General features: G+C 56.7%; 14 protein-coding genes. 8 read left to right on the forward strand and 6 right to left on the reverse strand.

Translation table 11 applies throughout. From position 1 onward, the window contains the following. Positions 1 to 77: 77 nt before the first annotated feature. Positions 78 to 896 carry a thioesterase family protein gene (locus ACIOWL_RS12550; protein ID WP_400385460.1) on the forward strand — a complete coding sequence of 273 codons (819 nt, stop codon included), beginning with the start codon at positions 78 to 80 and terminating at the stop codon, positions 894 to 896. Here the strand turns inward: ACIOWL_RS12550 and ACIOWL_RS12555 are convergent. Beyond that, positions 893 to 1,501, reverse strand: coding sequence for a uridine kinase (locus ACIOWL_RS12555; RefSeq protein ID WP_400385463.1), 609 nt, complete (start codon positions 1,499 to 1,501; stop codon positions 893 to 895). The two genes, ACIOWL_RS12550 and ACIOWL_RS12555, sit on opposite strands and share 4 nt — an antisense overlap. Before the next feature lie 119 nt (positions 1,502 to 1,620). Between ACIOWL_RS12555 and ACIOWL_RS12560 the strand changes: the two genes are divergently transcribed. Then, the gene (locus ACIOWL_RS12560) at positions 1,621 to 2,355 is read left to right on the forward strand and encodes a biotin/lipoate A/B protein ligase family protein (RefSeq protein ID WP_400385465.1); all 735 of its coding nucleotides are present in this window, start codon (positions 1,621 to 1,623) and stop codon (positions 2,353 to 2,355) included. 71 nt (positions 2,356 to 2,426) lie between these two features. Here the strand turns inward: ACIOWL_RS12560 and ACIOWL_RS12565 are convergent, their stop codons facing one another. Further along, complete coding sequence (locus ACIOWL_RS12565) at positions 2,427 to 2,705, reverse strand: mycoredoxin (RefSeq protein WP_400385467.1); 279 nt, start codon at positions 2,703 to 2,705, stop codon at positions 2,427 to 2,429. Positions 2,706 to 2,881: 176 nt separating this feature from the next. Here ACIOWL_RS12565 and ACIOWL_RS12570 point away from each other — a divergent pair, with 176 nt between their 5' ends. After that, positions 2,882 to 4,183: a trypsin-like peptidase domain-containing protein gene (locus tag ACIOWL_RS12570; RefSeq protein WP_400385469.1), complete on the forward strand. Its 1,302-nt coding sequence runs from the start codon at positions 2,882 to 2,884 to the stop codon at positions 4,181 to 4,183. Positions 4,184 to 4,272: 89 nt separating this feature from the next. Next, positions 4,273 to 4,998: an SOS response-associated peptidase gene (locus ACIOWL_RS12575; RefSeq protein WP_400385472.1), complete on the forward strand. Its 726-nt coding sequence runs from the start codon at positions 4,273 to 4,275 to the stop codon at positions 4,996 to 4,998. A gap of 191 nt (positions 4,999 to 5,189) precedes the next feature. On the opposite strand, the gene ACIOWL_RS12580 is transcribed toward ACIOWL_RS12575, so the two are convergent. From ACIOWL_RS12580 to ACIOWL_RS12590, 3 genes are all read right to left on the reverse strand, one after another. Further along, on the reverse strand, positions 5,190 to 5,726 hold the full coding sequence (locus ACIOWL_RS12580; RefSeq protein ID WP_400385850.1) for a hypothetical protein: 537 nt from the start codon (positions 5,724 to 5,726) through the stop codon (positions 5,190 to 5,192). Positions 5,727 to 5,811: 85 nt separating this feature from the next. After that, positions 5,812 to 6,441, reverse strand: coding sequence for an MBL fold metallo-hydrolase (locus ACIOWL_RS12585; RefSeq protein WP_400385474.1), 630 nt, complete (start codon positions 6,439 to 6,441; stop codon positions 5,812 to 5,814). Beyond that, positions 6,441 to 7,526 carry an S-(hydroxymethyl)mycothiol dehydrogenase gene (locus tag ACIOWL_RS12590; RefSeq protein ID WP_400385476.1) on the reverse strand — a complete coding sequence of 362 codons (1,086 nt, stop codon included), beginning with the start codon at positions 7,524 to 7,526 and terminating at the stop codon, positions 6,441 to 6,443. Before ACIOWL_RS12590 ends, ACIOWL_RS12585 begins: the two co-directional genes overlap by 1 nt. Before the next feature lie 243 nt (positions 7,527 to 7,769). On the opposite strand from ACIOWL_RS12590, the gene ACIOWL_RS12595 reads away from it, so the two are divergent. Beyond that, complete coding sequence (locus ACIOWL_RS12595; protein ID WP_400385479.1) at positions 7,770 to 8,597, forward strand: aldo/keto reductase; 828 nt, start codon at positions 7,770 to 7,772, stop codon at positions 8,595 to 8,597. Positions 8,598 to 8,884: 287 nt separating this feature from the next. Beyond that, positions 8,885 to 10,240, forward strand: a complete 1,356-nt coding sequence (locus ACIOWL_RS12600; protein WP_400385482.1) for an MFS transporter — start codon at positions 8,885 to 8,887, stop codon at positions 10,238 to 10,240. Positions 10,241 to 11,203: 963 nt separating this feature from the next. Here ACIOWL_RS12600 and ACIOWL_RS12605 read toward each other — a convergent pair. After that, positions 11,204 to 11,605: a hypothetical protein gene (locus tag ACIOWL_RS12605; protein WP_400385484.1), complete on the reverse strand. Its 402-nt coding sequence runs from the start codon at positions 11,603 to 11,605 to the stop codon at positions 11,204 to 11,206. 167 nt (positions 11,606 to 11,772) lie between these two features. Between ACIOWL_RS12605 and ACIOWL_RS12610 the strand changes: the two genes are divergently transcribed. Beyond that, positions 11,773 to 12,995 (forward strand): IS3 family transposase gene (locus ACIOWL_RS12610; protein ID WP_400385486.1). Its coding sequence is split into 2 segments (ribosomal slippage): positions 11,773 to 12,040 and positions 12,040 to 12,995, totalling 1,224 coding nucleotides; the frame shifts between segments, so codons are not numbered across the junction. A 76-nt stretch (positions 12,996 to 13,071) separates the two neighbouring features. Next, positions 13,072 to 13,518 (forward strand): transposase family protein, encoded by a 447-nt coding sequence (locus ACIOWL_RS12615; RefSeq protein ID WP_400385841.1) that lies wholly within the window; start codon positions 13,072 to 13,074, stop codon positions 13,516 to 13,518. Positions 13,519 to 13,742 lie beyond the last annotated feature (224 nt).

Consider the following 13,742-nt stretch of genomic DNA (forward strand, 5'->3'; position numbering starts at 1 on the left):
AGGTTTTCGTGTTTTGATTCACATGTTGGATATTCTTGGCAAAGACGTATCCGAGTGATTTTGCCTGGAGGGCAGCAATGACGCATCAGCTCACCGAGGACCTGGACAAGGTATTTGCCTCGGGTGACTATTATTTCGAGTCACTCGGCGAGGGCCGTTATCGTTCTTCGTGGCATACCCAAGGTGCGTGGAACGCACATGAGCAGCATATGGCTCCGGCTTCTGGGATCTTGGCTTATGAACTTGAACGTTTCATGCCGCGCGACGACATGCGTATTGCCCGGTTGAGTTTTGAGATTCATGGGTTGATCCACGCTGGAGAATTTGAAATCTCCACACGGTTGGTTCGTCCAGGCCGGACGATTGAACTCATTGAAGCGGTCATGACCGCCAAGGGGCGCACCAGCATTGTCGCTCAGGCTTGGCGGGTGATCACGGGAGATTCTTCGAGTGTGGCAGGCGTCGAAGATGACTCGGTGATCGGACCACAAGAGTGTGAAGCGGTTGAGATTTCAAATCTTTGGCCCGGCGGCTACATTCGGTCGATTGAGATGCGCGCCGCCGCGGATCGTCGCCCTGGCAAGGGGATTGCATGGCTTCGCACCGCATATGATCTGGTTGATACGCATGATGCCTCGCCAATGGCTCGACTTATGGGGCTTGTTGACACCGCCAATGGCGTGGCGCCTCGGGTTCAACCCGGTGCGGGACAGTGGATGTTCCCGAATCTCGATCTGCAGATTCATATGTACCGTTCGCCCGGCGGAAGCTGGCTTGGGTTGGAAACGCAGCAGAGTTATGGGTCTGATGGGATCGGATTGACCTCGACAGTTTTACACGACGAAAGTGGGCCGTTTGGGCGCGCCGAACAGATCCTGACGGTCCGTTCGCGTTAGCGGGTGTTCCCTAGGCTTGCCAACAGTTTCTTGAGTTTGGGTTTGGGCATGATGGTGAATCCCTTGGCCCGGTAGTTTTCTCTGTCGCCACCGTGCGCCCGGAATAGTGCGTACCCTCGTTTGATGAGGAACAGTACTGGTTTGCGACGCTGGGATACGTCCCTGACGAATCTGCGAATGGTCGTAAGTAGTGCTGGTTCGTCGACGTAGTACGCCTGAACGTCGATTCCTTGGGCGCGTAGCGGTTCAAGGATTTCGGAAAGAAAAATTCCTTCGGCAATGATTGGGCCGCCGGTGCCAGAAATTTTCCGATGTCCGTCGTAGCTCGAGGTGGAGATCGAGTAGTTGGGCACCATGGTGTTGCCGGTCGCTAGCAGTTCGTTGGCTGCTTTCAGCGCTGCATCCATGTTCCAGGTTCCCGGATGGTCCCAGTCGACTTCGCCGTAGGGGGTGCGTGGAAATGCTTCGGGGTGCCCGTCTTCGGAAAGCTGACGGTAGAACTCATCGAGGGGGAGATGAGGGTTGCCGAATCGAGCTGCAAGGTATGACTTGCCCGATCCGGAGGGTCCGCCGATCAGAATTACTGGTGTAGATGAAGAAGGCACACGATCAATTATGTCCCACGGTATACAAAGACCTGTACTGGCGGCCCTCAAATATTGCTGATCTCACCTGCGCGTCATGGGTTCGGAACCAGATGAGTTGCTGATTTAGACTCATGATCATGACTATGTGGAATCGTCAGGCCGATGACCCGTTGACTTTGCTTCAGGAAGATCCCAGCGGTGATCCCGGTGCTGATCTGGAGCGTGGGGTGCAGTTGCTCCGTGAGGTGCAGGCCGGCGAGCGCGGCCCGTTGCTGCGTTTGTACCGCCCGGACGCGACGTTGGCCTTCGGGCAGCGCGATGTTCGCCTCGCGGGCTTCGAGCAAGCTCGTGAAGCTGCCGAACACCATGGTTTTACCCCGCTGGTTCGGAAAGCTGGTGGTCGAGCGGCCGCTTACCATCGGGGCACCTTGATTGTTGATCACATTGAGCCGCAGTCAGAGGCGATCATGCATCAGCAACAGCGTTTTGAAATTTTTGCCCGGCTGTACGCGGATGCGTTCCGCAGGGTTGGTGTTCAGGCCGAGGTGGGGCCGGTTGACGGTGAGTACTGTGTCGGCGACTATTCGGTCCGCGGTTTGCCCGGACCGGGTTCTGCGATCAACCATGCGGTGAAGCTTGTGGGTACCGCGCAGCGTGTCGTCTCCGGGGCGTGGCTATTCTCCAGTGTTTTTGTGGTGGAGAATTCAAAGCCGCTGCGCACCGTGTTGGATGCGGTATACCGGGCAATGGAGGTCCCCATGGACCCTGCAACCGTGGGCGCTGGCGATGATCTGGTTCCCGGACTCAGCACGGAAGTGTTTAGCGAGGCATTGGTGGCTGAATACCGAGATCATGTAAGTGTGAGCGAATAAATTGATTGTTAACCACAAAGTTCCCGGAAGCCCTTGGCAGGATTCCGGGAACTTTGTGATTATGCAGGAAGTTAAGCGCCGACGCGTTCGACAACTTCATCGATGCGCGGGTTGGTCGCAGCGGTTCCATCGGGGAAGATCAGGGTTGGAACGGTCTGGTTGCCGTTGTTGAAGGACTCAACGATCTCGGCGGTTCCCTCAACCTCTTCGATGTTCACCTCGGTGTAGGCCACACCTTTCTGGTCCATCAGTCGCTTCAGGTTGCGGCAGTAGCCGCACCAGCTGGTGGTGAACATGGTGACTCCGCCGGCGGCAGGAACGTACTTCTCAAGGTTCAATTCGTTGCTCATACTGTTATCTAACCATGTAGGTTCCGCGTTTGTTCCCATTCGTGTCGACGCTTCGGAGGTGAATGCCTCTGCGTCCATTTTTGCTATTGCCATAAAAACGCCGCACGGTTAAGCTTTTCTAATTCTGAACAAAGGCTGTACTTGGGGAATTTTGCCTGACTGAAGGTGGGGATTTCATGCGGTTCGTTTTAGATTTTGCCAAAAGAGCTGGATTTGTTGTTGTGGTTACGGCAGCTGTTTTAGGTCTGTCGGGGTGCTCGGGTTTACTTTCCTCCGATGAATCAACACCCACTCCGGCTCAGACAACGACCCCACCGCCAAGTACTAGTGAGCCTCCCGAAACCAGCATGAATTGGGAGGAACTGGCTGCGACGACGCGGTCCGGGGTCGCCCATATTGGTAGTGCATATTGCGAAGAAGGCACTGGATCCGGGACCGGCTTCTTAGTCAGTGATGACCTTGTGGTTACCGCGGCACATGTGGTTGCCGGGGCCAGCTCGGTGCAGGTGCGTGTGGGTGATGCACTCTTTGGTGCAATGCCACTGGGGATCGATGAGGTCATCGACATCGCTCTGCTAAAAATTGCGAATTCATCCGACGGATATGTTTTTGATCTTTCCGAAGAGGAACCTGCAATTGGCACGAGTGTAGGAGCTCTCGGATTTCCGCTGAACGGTGAAGTTGAAGATGCAGAAGAATCCGATAGCGGTTTAAGCCTCACGCAGGGACTCATTAGTAGCGTGAATCAGGGTGCAGATTGGGCCGCTTCCGAACGAGAGTCCATATTGAAAACGAATGCCACGCTCAACGCCGGGAATTCGGGTGGTCCGGTCGTTGATGTGGACGGTGATGTTGTCGCCATGGCAATTGCCGTCCAACGGTCCGACGGAGAATTTGCGCCAAGTGTTGAAGGCACCGGTTTCGCGGTCACTGCCCAACGTATTCAACAGGCAATCGACGAGTGGGATAACGCTACAAGCTTCCTCCAGTTACAGACCTGCGCTGAGGCAGATGCCCCGGAAGGTTTTGTGTTCTCGCCTGAAGTTACTGCGAAGCACCCGCTTGCGCTCGACGTTGCGGAACTTTTTGGATTGTTCGCTCAGGGAATTAACTCGTCAAATTATGATGCGTCGTACGACCTGTTCAGCGCGAAGATGAAGTCGAATATGGTCAGTGCTGAGGAATGGTCCGAGGGGTTGGCGAGCTCGTACTGGGCTTACGCTGACGTATACCAGGTCCAAGATGACGATGACGCGCTCTTGGCGAATGTTGAGTTCTGGACCAAGCAGGACGCAGAGTTCGCCCCGGAAGGAACAACACAAACGTGCTCGATTTGGGACATGCAGTACGGGTTGGTATTGGAAGATGAGGGCTGGAAAATCGATTCTGCTGACCTGCTGACCGAGCAGCCTCTTGAATGCGACAGCGATGTGGTTGACGAGAACCTCGGGGAGCAATTTCCGAACGAATTTGGCTGATTCAGGGAAGGGCTTGTGGGTTGTAGAAACCAATGCCTGGGTGCAGTAGCGTAGGGCCTTGAACCACTAACCCTCGTCGGGAGAGCAAAATGTGCGGACGGTACGTTATGGCCAAGGCCATTGGTGACTTGGTTGCCGAAGCAGAAGCGGAAGCAGACGCCAATTTGGAGCTTCGCCAATCGTGGAATGTCGCACCGACCACCGACGTGCCGGTCGTGCTCGAGCGGATCATTGACGGGCAGCTCCACCGCCAGGTTCACGTGGCTCGCTGGGGCTTGGTCCCAGGATGGGCCAAGGAGCTTTCGGTGGGAGTGCGAGCTTTCAACGCCCGCAGTGAAACCGCGTCGAGCAAACCGACCTTTCGTTCAGCGGTGAAAAAACGCCGTGCCGCGGTTCCCGTGGAAGGTTACTACGAGTGGAAAAAGGAAGGCAACACCAAACGTCCGTTTTTTGTTCATCGGGACGACGGAAAGCTGATCTTTTTCGCCGGGCTTTATGAATGGTGGAAGGATGCGGACGGCAGCTGGATTCTATCCACCTCGATCATGACCATGGATTCACCATCGAGCGAGGAACCGGGTGTGCTCGGCGAGCTTGCAGGCCTTCATGATCGGTTGCCGATTCCAATGGATCATCAGATGATGGCCCGCTGGCTGGACCCGGAGCAAGAAGATGGAGAAGGACTGATCGACCAGGTACGCGCCGAAGCCTTTGATGTAGCTTCAACGTGGAGCATGTACGAGGTGGATCCTGCGGTGGGCAACGTGCGCAACAACGGGCCAGAGCTCATTGAGGCTCACCGTTCGTTGTTTTAGGCAATACGGCAGTGAAGAGAAGCATCGGGGCCTCCGCTACTCAATCTAGTCGTGGGTCACCCCAGCGAAAACAGTTCCTTCCAGCCAATGGCTGGCAGGGCGTTCAGCAAGAGCACCACATTTGAGATTGGGAGGTCCCGACATGATCCAGAATACCTTCATGGGTTTGGATGTCTACAGGCCGGCACCTGCTAGTCCTTCACGATTTCACCGGTTGCTCCTGCGCTGAGACCGATTCCAAGGCCGAAGGTTCCCAGACCAACCGCGCTGAGAGCTTTGCCGAAAATCTGCGTCCCGGTCACCCACGGGTCGGGGGAGAAGGTGGTGTCGGTCAGTGGCGCGTAGGCAAACCATCCGAAGCTTTTAACCTGTAGTGCATCCCAGATCAGCAGCCCGGTTCCAGCGGCCAACAGCAGCATTCCGATGAGCCAGATGATCCGTGTGATCAGGGTGTGTTTTCTGCTTTTGGGCAGGCGGCGTCCCAGGATCAGGCCCACACTCAGGCACAAGGTGCCAAAACCGAAGGCCAGCAGCAGCTCTCCTGCGACCTGCATGAGCGAAGGGCCGATGGAAAAGGTATCGGTTGTTAGTGGTTCGTAACTACCGGAGTAGAACTCGAATTCAGCCTGGCTGTCTCTCCAGAGCAGCACGCTGCCGGACAGGATGAACAGTGCACCGATCCAGCCGGCGATTTTTGCCCAGCGGCCACGCGTAGAAAAGTCAGACATGTAGTCATCATTTCATACAAAAAACCCAAGCCGGGGCGGATTTTGGTTCCATCCCGGCTTGGGTTTTTGTTGTACCGCATACAGGCTAGTGGCCGCGAGCGATCCATTCATCCAGATTCGGTGCTTCATCGCCAATGGTGGTGGCGGCCCCGTGACCGGTGTTGACCACCGTTTCAGCAGGCAACGTCAGCAACTTGGTGCGAATCGAATCGATGATCGTCTCGAAGCTCGAGTAGCTGCGCCCGGTGGCGCCAGGGCCACCCTGGAACAGGGTATCGCCGCTGAACAGTACACCCCGGTCCTGCGCGTAGAAGCAGGTTGAACCGGGTGAATGCCCCGGGGTGTGCAGCGCGGTCAACGTGCTGCCGCCCACGGTGAAGCTGTCACCCTCGTGGATCTCGGCGTCGATGTCTCGCTCCGGATACACCGCATCCCAAAGCATCTGGTCCTCGGGGTTCAAGAACAGCGGCGCGTCGACCTCGTCGGAGAACTGCGCGGCGGCGCGGATATGATCATCATGCCCATGGGTGAGCAGCACGGCCATCACCTCGCGTTTGCCGATGACCTCGAGGATCGCCTGCGAGTTGTGGGCCGGGTCGATCACAATCACCTCGTTCTCATCCCCGACAATCCAGACGTTGTTATCCACCTCCCAGGTGCCACCATCCAGGCTGAAGGTGCCGGAGGTGACAACGTTTTCAATGCGTGCGGTCATTAGATTTCAACCACCGATCGCAGCACGGTGCCCTGGTGCATCTTGTTGAACGCTTCTTCGATCTCATCGATCTTGATGCGCTCGGTCACGAAGGCATCCAGATCCAGGCGGCCCAGCTTGTACTGCTCGACCAGCATCGGGAAGTCGTGGCTTGGCAGGCAATCGCCGTACCAGGAGCTCTTCAGCGACCCGCCGCGGCCGAAAACGTCCAGCAACGGCAGCTCGAGCGTCATTTCCGGGGTTGGGACACCAACCAGCACCACTCGGCCGGCCAGGTCGCGTGCGTAGAATGCCTGCTTGTAGGTTTCCGGGCGGCCCACCGCGTCGATGACGACGTCGGCGCCGAACCCTCCGGTGAGTTCCTGGATTGCGGTGACAGCGTCGCTCTTGGAGGAATCCACGGTGTGGGTGGCGCCAAAACGCTTGGCGGTTTCCAGCTTGTCCGGGTTGACGTCTACCGCGATGATGATGGTGGCACCGGCAAGCTGCGCGCCGGCGATAGCCGCTGCGCCAACACCGCCGCAACCGATGACCGCCACGGACTCGCCGCGCTTGATCTCACCGGTATTGATCGCCGCACCGATACCCGCCATGATGCCGCAGCCCAGCAGGCCTACGGCAGCCGGATCGGCGTCCTCATCCACGATGGTGCACTGGCCGGAGTGAACCAGGGTCTTCTCTGCGAAGGACCCGATACCCAGGGCAGGGGACAGCTCGGTGCCGTCTTCCAACGTCATCTTCTGGGTGGCGTTGTGGGTGTTGAAACAGTACTTCGGCTCACCCTTGGCGCAAGCGCGGCACTGACCGCACACTGCACGCCAGTTCAGGATGACACGGTCGCCGACCTTGACGTTGGTGACGTTCTCACCAATCTGGCTGACCACGGCGGTGGACTCATGGCCCAGCAGGTAGGGGTAGTCGTTGCCGATGCCGCCAAGCTTGTAGTGCAGGTCGGTGTGGCAGACACCTGTGGTCAGCACGTCAACAACAACTTCTCCCGGCCCTGGATCCGGAACGATGATATCGACAACCTCGACCGGGGCATCTTTGGCGCGGGAAATGACCGCTTTGACCTTATGTGACATAAAAATAAGCTCCTTGTGGTGAATTTTGGTGCTGACTCGATGCTATCGGTGCAGCTGGCGGGAAGCTAGGAGCACCACCCCGAAAGACCAAGTGTGGCGTTTTTCGGTGCCGTGTTTGCCATTCTTTTGTATTTGCACATAGTGGTTGACCGGTTTGGTCTTAGACTTTGGGCGGCTCGCCGCTGAATAATTTAATCGACCGTCATGGCGAACTTACGCATGTCAAGTACCGAAGGAGCAGTAATGCACAAACAGCACACGATCGAGCTGGCACCGGGTTTAGAGATTCCGGTGATGGGCCTTGGCACGTGGCCGCTGACCGGCGAGGATGCCTCCGATGCGGTTGCCCGGGCACTTGGCAATGGCTACCGCCATGTGGACACCGCAGCGAACTACGGCAACGAGCAAGCGGTGGGCGCAGGGATTGCGCGGGCCGGGGTGCGACGCGAGGAAGTGTGGGTGACCAGCAAGTTCAACAAGGAGGACCACTCCCGTGAGCGGGTAGCGGCCGCCTATGAACGAACTTGTGAGCTGATGGGACTGGATTACCTGGATCTCTACCTGGTGCATTGGCCCAATCCGGAGCAGGGGACTTTTGTTGAAGCCTGCCAAGGGCTGGAAGATCTAGTTCAAACAGGCTCCCTTCGCGCGTGGGGTGTTTCCAACTTCAAACCAGCGCACCTGCAAGAGGTTTTTGATGCAGGGTTGCGGCCGGCACTCAACCAGGTGCAGGTGGATCCCGAACACCTGCAACGCGAACAGTTGGAGTTTCACGCGCGGCATCAGCTAACCACCGTCGCCTACAGCCCGCTGGGGCGCGCAGGGGACTTCCTTTCCCATCCAGCTATTACCAGTGCCGCGCAGGAGTACGGCAAGACCCCGGCGCAGATTGTCCTGCGCTGGCACCTGGATTCCGGCCGAGTCGCCGTTCCGAAATCAGCCAGCGATATCCGGCAGCGGGAGAACCTGGACGTTTTTGATTTCTCGCTCACCGAGCAGCAGCGTGCGGCAATTGATGCCTTGGATACCGGGGCTGGACCGCGCTTGGATTCGGATTCCTTCGGTCACTAAAACCTCTCAGATCATGGGTCGCCCTGTTTTGCCAGGGCGGCCCATGCTGTCGTTAAGACCACGGCTGAGGCTTGGGAGCAAAATTTTTTATCCCCGGAAGTTTTTCGATAACTGGACCCTGACGTGACGCTTGCACAGCGTCTCGAGTCGTATGCGGCGAGTGGCAAGAAATTTTTTTGAATTTCCCATAGGTGTTGTGGATCACACGGGGTTACATTCAAGTGTGCGCAAAACGTACTAGTGTTCGGATAGCGTACAACCTAGTTCTTGTTACTTGGAGGTTCCCCATGGCGATTGACCAGAGTAGTGCAGTTGTCGGCGCAGATTCTTCGCGCACCGATCAGTCAGTGCGGATCAAGCGAGCCAAGAAAGCGGCCCTAGCCGCCTTTCTTGGCGGAATGCTGGAATACTACGACTTCTTCATCTACGCGACCGCGGCTTCGTTGATCTTCTCGCACATCTTTTTCCCGGCGGGCGATCCAACGATCACCCTGATGGCATCCTTTGCCACGTTCGGCGTGGCCTATGTAGCCCGCCCGTTCGGCGCTATCGTTTTCGGCCACCTGGGGGACCGTCTGGGCCGGAAAAACACACTGGTGCTGACCCTGATGCTGATGGGTGGTGCAACCTTCGCCATCGGCCTGCTGCCGAACTTCGAACAGGCGGGTTACCTGGCACCGGCGCTGCTGGTATTGCTCCGGCTGATTCAGGGCCTGTCGGCCGGTGCCGAAACCGCTGGTTCCTCCACGCTGACCATGGAGGAGTCCCCGGTGGGCCGACGGGGGTTCTTCCCATCCTTCGCAATGAGCGGGATTTCTGCAGGCATCGTTCTGGCGTCGTTGGCTTTCATTCCGGTGGCGGCCATGGACGAGGCGGCAAGAATGTCGTGGGGCTGGCGTATCCCGTTCCTGCTCTCCGTGGTTGTGATGATCGTCGCCATGCTGGTACGCCGTTCGCTCGAGGAGCCAGAGGTCTTCGAAGACGAAGTTAAAGCGCAAGCCGATGATACGAAGGAAAAACTTCCCTTCCTGCTGATGCTCAAAACTCACCCGGCGCAGTTTTTCCAGGTCTCTTTGATGTCTTTCCAGTGCGTCACCAACACACTGATGCAGGCCTTCGGTTTGGCCTACGCGGTCAGTGTCGGAATTCCCGCAGCGACCATGTTGGTGGTCAGCATCGTAGGCAACGTCCTGGCGATTTTCACCCAGCCGCTGAGCGCGTACCTTTCGGACAAGTTTGGTCGCCGGCCGATCTTCATCACCGGCATCCTCTCATCCGGCGTACTGATTTGGGTGTACTTCTGGGCAATCTCCACCTCTAACATCGCGCTGATCTTTATGCTGAGCATCGCGATCACCGCCGGAAGCTACGCGGTTTCCAACGCCATCTACCCGGCCTGGTTCTCCGAACTGTTCCACGTCAAGGTCCGCTACTCGGGTGTTGCCATCGGCCTGCAGGTAGGTATCCTCTGCGCCGGGTTCACCCCGATGCTCGCCACCGTGTTGGTTGGCGGCGACCCGGCGAACTACGGCCCGGCCGCATGGATTGTTGCCGGCTCATCCATCGTGGCGGCCATTGGGGCCATCTGGGCCCGGGAAACCTTCAAGACGCCACTGCATGAACTGGGTAATTCCGTAAACTAAAAAACAGTGAAGAGGTCGGGTAGTCCGGGGAGTAGCACCCCGGACCACCCGACTTTTTAGAGCCATTTGGTCACTCGAGGCTCCGAATGGATTTTCAGATCGTTCGCTGTTGCCTACGGTGATGTTCTTGCCGGGTGAGTTGTCGGACTCGATGCGGATCGGGCGGCTGCGCTCAACATTGCGCGCTCGCCTACTTTGCACTGAGGTTGCTCATTGGTGGAAAGATACGGGTTTATCGGTCAGGTAAAGTGGGTGACTGGGGACATAAACAAGGTTTTACTGGGGTGCGTGAAGAAGACCTGAACGATCCGATGGTCCAGGTTGCGGCGATCCCGACGTCTTTTTTCACGGTGGAACAGTGCTGATTTTACGCACTGCAGGCCACGAGGGACGTACTGTGTCAAGGGGCCATTTCTTTCTGCCCATAGACGGCCACTAAAAATACCCGCTGATGGCCACGAAAAGTGCCCACCGGCGGCCATGAATCCTGCCCACTGATCAGTTCACAGTTTTTCATGTCCGCTTACACGTACTGAGCTGATCCTCATAGTTGTCACTTCGAGGTATGTGCTCACCGATAGTATTTACCGGGGCACGAGCGGCCCGCTTCAGACGTTACTTGGCGTGGGGATATGGGATGCCTCCATGGCATTACGAAACTCTTTGTATTGACTTAGGTTCTTCCACGTCAGAGATTGCGAGCGAGGGAGACCAAAACAGGTCATTTCGGTGAAACTAGCCAATGGACGCAGGGGCTAACACTTTCCGGCTGGTCAGAGCATGGCAGTCAGCGGATCCACTGAGGGCCTGGACGAGACTTTTGTGCGATGCTTGGCCTTCGATTGGACCGGCCCGGTAGGGCTGGTTTTTCTCACAGTACGGGCACTTGCTTTAGGCATCTGCTTGCCCAGCCCTAAACCCACATTTCGGATGATCCGGGTCTCACCAATTTTTCGTTGGTTCTTATGGTCGTTCTCCGATTTCGATGATGACCCGGGGAGGATCTTCATTTGTTGGGAGGACGACTTCAATTCGCTGAATGAAACCGTCTGACGGGTGATAGAGATAAATATCGAGCCGATGCTCGACCTCGGAATATGCCTTTCGACGACGTTGAACCCACTTTGCGGCCTTTTCGATTACACCTTTGACACCGTCGGCAAGGAGCGCGACTGCCACGTCTTTAGCAGCGACCGTCGTAAGGGAAACAAGCGCAACGGTAACAACGTCGGCAAATTCCCCGATGCCGCCCAGATCAGGCTCACTATACGTCAGCCCTAACTCAGAAAAATCATTGCGAAGTTCATGTTCGGCTATTTCGTCCCCAAGCGGTACAATAAAGTACAGGTTTTCCTTCTTCTCCACGAGTAATCCTCCAATTGATTATTTGATGCGTATCTGATGAACCACAAAGCAGGAATTTTCAGTTAATTCACTCATGAGCTCTCAGACCCATTGGTGAGGTTACCCTGAATAAGTGGACACCCGAATAAGCGGGATCAAACGATCCCAGTTTTGAGAGGATGTCACTAATGAGCAATATGAAAAAGCAACGCAGGTCCTTCACCGAGGACTACCGACGGGAAGCAGCCGGCCGGGTCATTGACACCGGACGCAGCATCAGCGCGGTTGCCAAAGAGCTGAATCTCGGCGAGCAAACACTGGGCACCTGGGTGAAGAAAGAACGCTCCCGCCGAGGCCTTGACGGTGAGCCAACCGGTGCGTTGGATGAGTCCGAACGCGAAGAACTCAAACGCTTACGCAAAGAAGTCTACGATCTGCGGGAAGACAACCGCTTCTTGGGAAAAGCGGCCTCCTTCTTCGCGTCGAAGCAACAACATTCGAACGGTTCGAACTGATGCGCGCGTTGAAGGAAGACTTTGCTATCAAACGGATGGCACGACTGCTTCACATTTCCACGTCCGGCTATTACAAATGGTGCCAGCGGCAGGTGGAGGGGCCCTCGCCTCGCGCTGCCGCGCAGCGTGAGCGAGATCGGAGGGTCGCCAAAGTGCACGAAGATTCGCAGTGCATCTATGGTGCCCCGAGAATCACCGCTCAGCTGGAGCGAGAAGGAATCAGAGCTGATCCTAAAACGGTCGCTGATTCCATGCGCAGGCAAGGCATTGAAGGGGTCAGTCCTCGCCGGTTCACCCCGGTGACGACGATTCCTGGAGTGCCCACGTATCATCTGCCCGATAGGGTGCACCGCAAATGGGATCAAGGACGGTTGGATGCCGTCTGGATTTCAGACATCACCTATCTGCGGACCGATGAGGGCTGGCTGTACTTGTGCGCCGTGCGAGATGGTTGCTCTCGCAGGGTGTTGGGCTATGCGATGGACAGTGTCCAGAATACTGATCTGGTGGAGCGAGCCTTGCGGATGGCTAGGACGCTACGTGGGGAGATTCCGAGCAAGGTTGTTTTTCACGCGGACAGGGGTAGTCAATTCACCTCGACGCAGTTGCATGAGGTGGCCCGGGAGTTGGGTCTGCTGCAGTCGGTGGGGCGTACTGGTGTGTGCTGGGATAATGCCATGAGCGAGTCGTTCTGGTCGACGTTGAAGACTGAGTTTTATGATCGGTGCCGGTGGGCGACTCGGGCTGAAGCGAAGCAGAAGGTTGCCCGGTGGATTGACGAGTTTTATAACCGGCGTCGGCTTCATTCTTCCTTGGGGATGGTTCCTCCGGTGGAGTTTGAGCAGCAGCTTCATGGTCGGCATGGGCAGGGTGCAGGGCTCGCGTTAGTTGCGTGAGATGGAACACGTGTCCACTAGTTGCGGGGAACCCCATTAAACACCAAGTTAACCAAGCAAAATCCCGCATGCCATGATGTCCCTCCTCGAACGCCAACACGACCTGCCAGAACTGGGATACGGTGCCCTCACCGCCCTACGATCCGGACTCATTCACGCACTGAACACCGTGCCCGATCCCCGCCGGAAACAAGGCCAAAGATACAACAACGCCTGGCTACTAGCGATCACGCTCTGCACGATCATGTGCAAGCAAACCAGCTACCGACAAATGAGCCGCCTCGCCGCCCGACTCCACAACCATGGCAATGGCCGGATCCCAGAGCCCTCCAGGTTCCACCGCCTACTCAAAGTCACAGACCCCATAAAGCTGCAACAAGCCCTGTCTCGGTGGGTCACTCAACGAACTACCACCAGCAGTGGTTGGTTTGCTGAAGAGATCAGCATTGGCGAGAAACAGCTCCGTAGCGCCATACACGAGGCCAACCCCCAAGGTCTATCTGCTCGCGGCCTGCACCCATGAGCTGGTCTGGTGTTGGGGCAGGTTGACGTGTCGACCAAAAGCAATGAGATCACCCACCTGCCCGAGCTACTGGAAACCCTAGCAGAGCACTATGACCTAACCGGGCGAACAATTACTCTTGACGCCTTATACCGTTATCAGCACAACGCGTCACGGGTAAATTTGGATTGAAGAAACTGCAGGCATGCTATTCCGGTGACATTGCCTTCGAAGCACAGGCAATC

Source organism: Glutamicibacter sp. NPDC087344 (genome assembly GCF_044744225.1).
GTDB lineage: Bacteria > Actinomycetota > Actinomycetes > Actinomycetales > Micrococcaceae > Glutamicibacter.

Bases quoted from the DNA above. Each gene is read 5' to 3' on its own strand.
- ACIOWL_RS12550 (WP_400385460.1), top strand. From the start codon at position 78: ATGACGCATCAGCTCACCGAGGACCTGGACAAGGTATTTGCCTCGGGT.
- ACIOWL_RS12560 (WP_400385465.1), top strand. From the start codon at position 1,621: ATGACTATGTGGAATCGTCAGGCCGATGACCCGTTGACTTTGCTTCAG.
- ACIOWL_RS12565 (WP_400385467.1), bottom strand. From the start codon at position 2,705: ATGAGCAACGAATTGAACCTTGAGAAGTACGTTCCTGCCGCCGGCGGA.
- ACIOWL_RS12570 (WP_400385469.1), top strand. From the start codon at position 2,882: ATGCGGTTCGTTTTAGATTTTGCCAAAAGAGCTGGATTTGTTGTTGTG.
- ACIOWL_RS12575 (WP_400385472.1), top strand. From the start codon at position 4,273: ATGTGCGGACGGTACGTTATGGCCAAGGCCATTGGTGACTTGGTTGCC.
- ACIOWL_RS12580 (WP_400385850.1), bottom strand. From the start codon at position 5,726: ATGTCTGACTTTTCTACGCGTGGCCGCTGGGCAAAAATCGCCGGCTGG.
- ACIOWL_RS12585 (WP_400385474.1), bottom strand. From the start codon at position 6,441: ATGACCGCACGCATTGAAAACGTTGTCACCTCCGGCACCTTCAGCCTG.
- ACIOWL_RS12590 (WP_400385476.1), bottom strand. From the start codon at position 7,526: ATGTCACATAAGGTCAAAGCGGTCATTTCCCGCGCCAAAGATGCCCCG.
- ACIOWL_RS12595 (WP_400385479.1), top strand. From the start codon at position 7,770: ATGCACAAACAGCACACGATCGAGCTGGCACCGGGTTTAGAGATTCCG.
- ACIOWL_RS12600 (WP_400385482.1), top strand. From the start codon at position 8,885: ATGGCGATTGACCAGAGTAGTGCAGTTGTCGGCGCAGATTCTTCGCGC.
- ACIOWL_RS12615 (WP_400385841.1), top strand. From the start codon at position 13,072: ATGTCCCTCCTCGAACGCCAACACGACCTGCCAGAACTGGGATACGGT.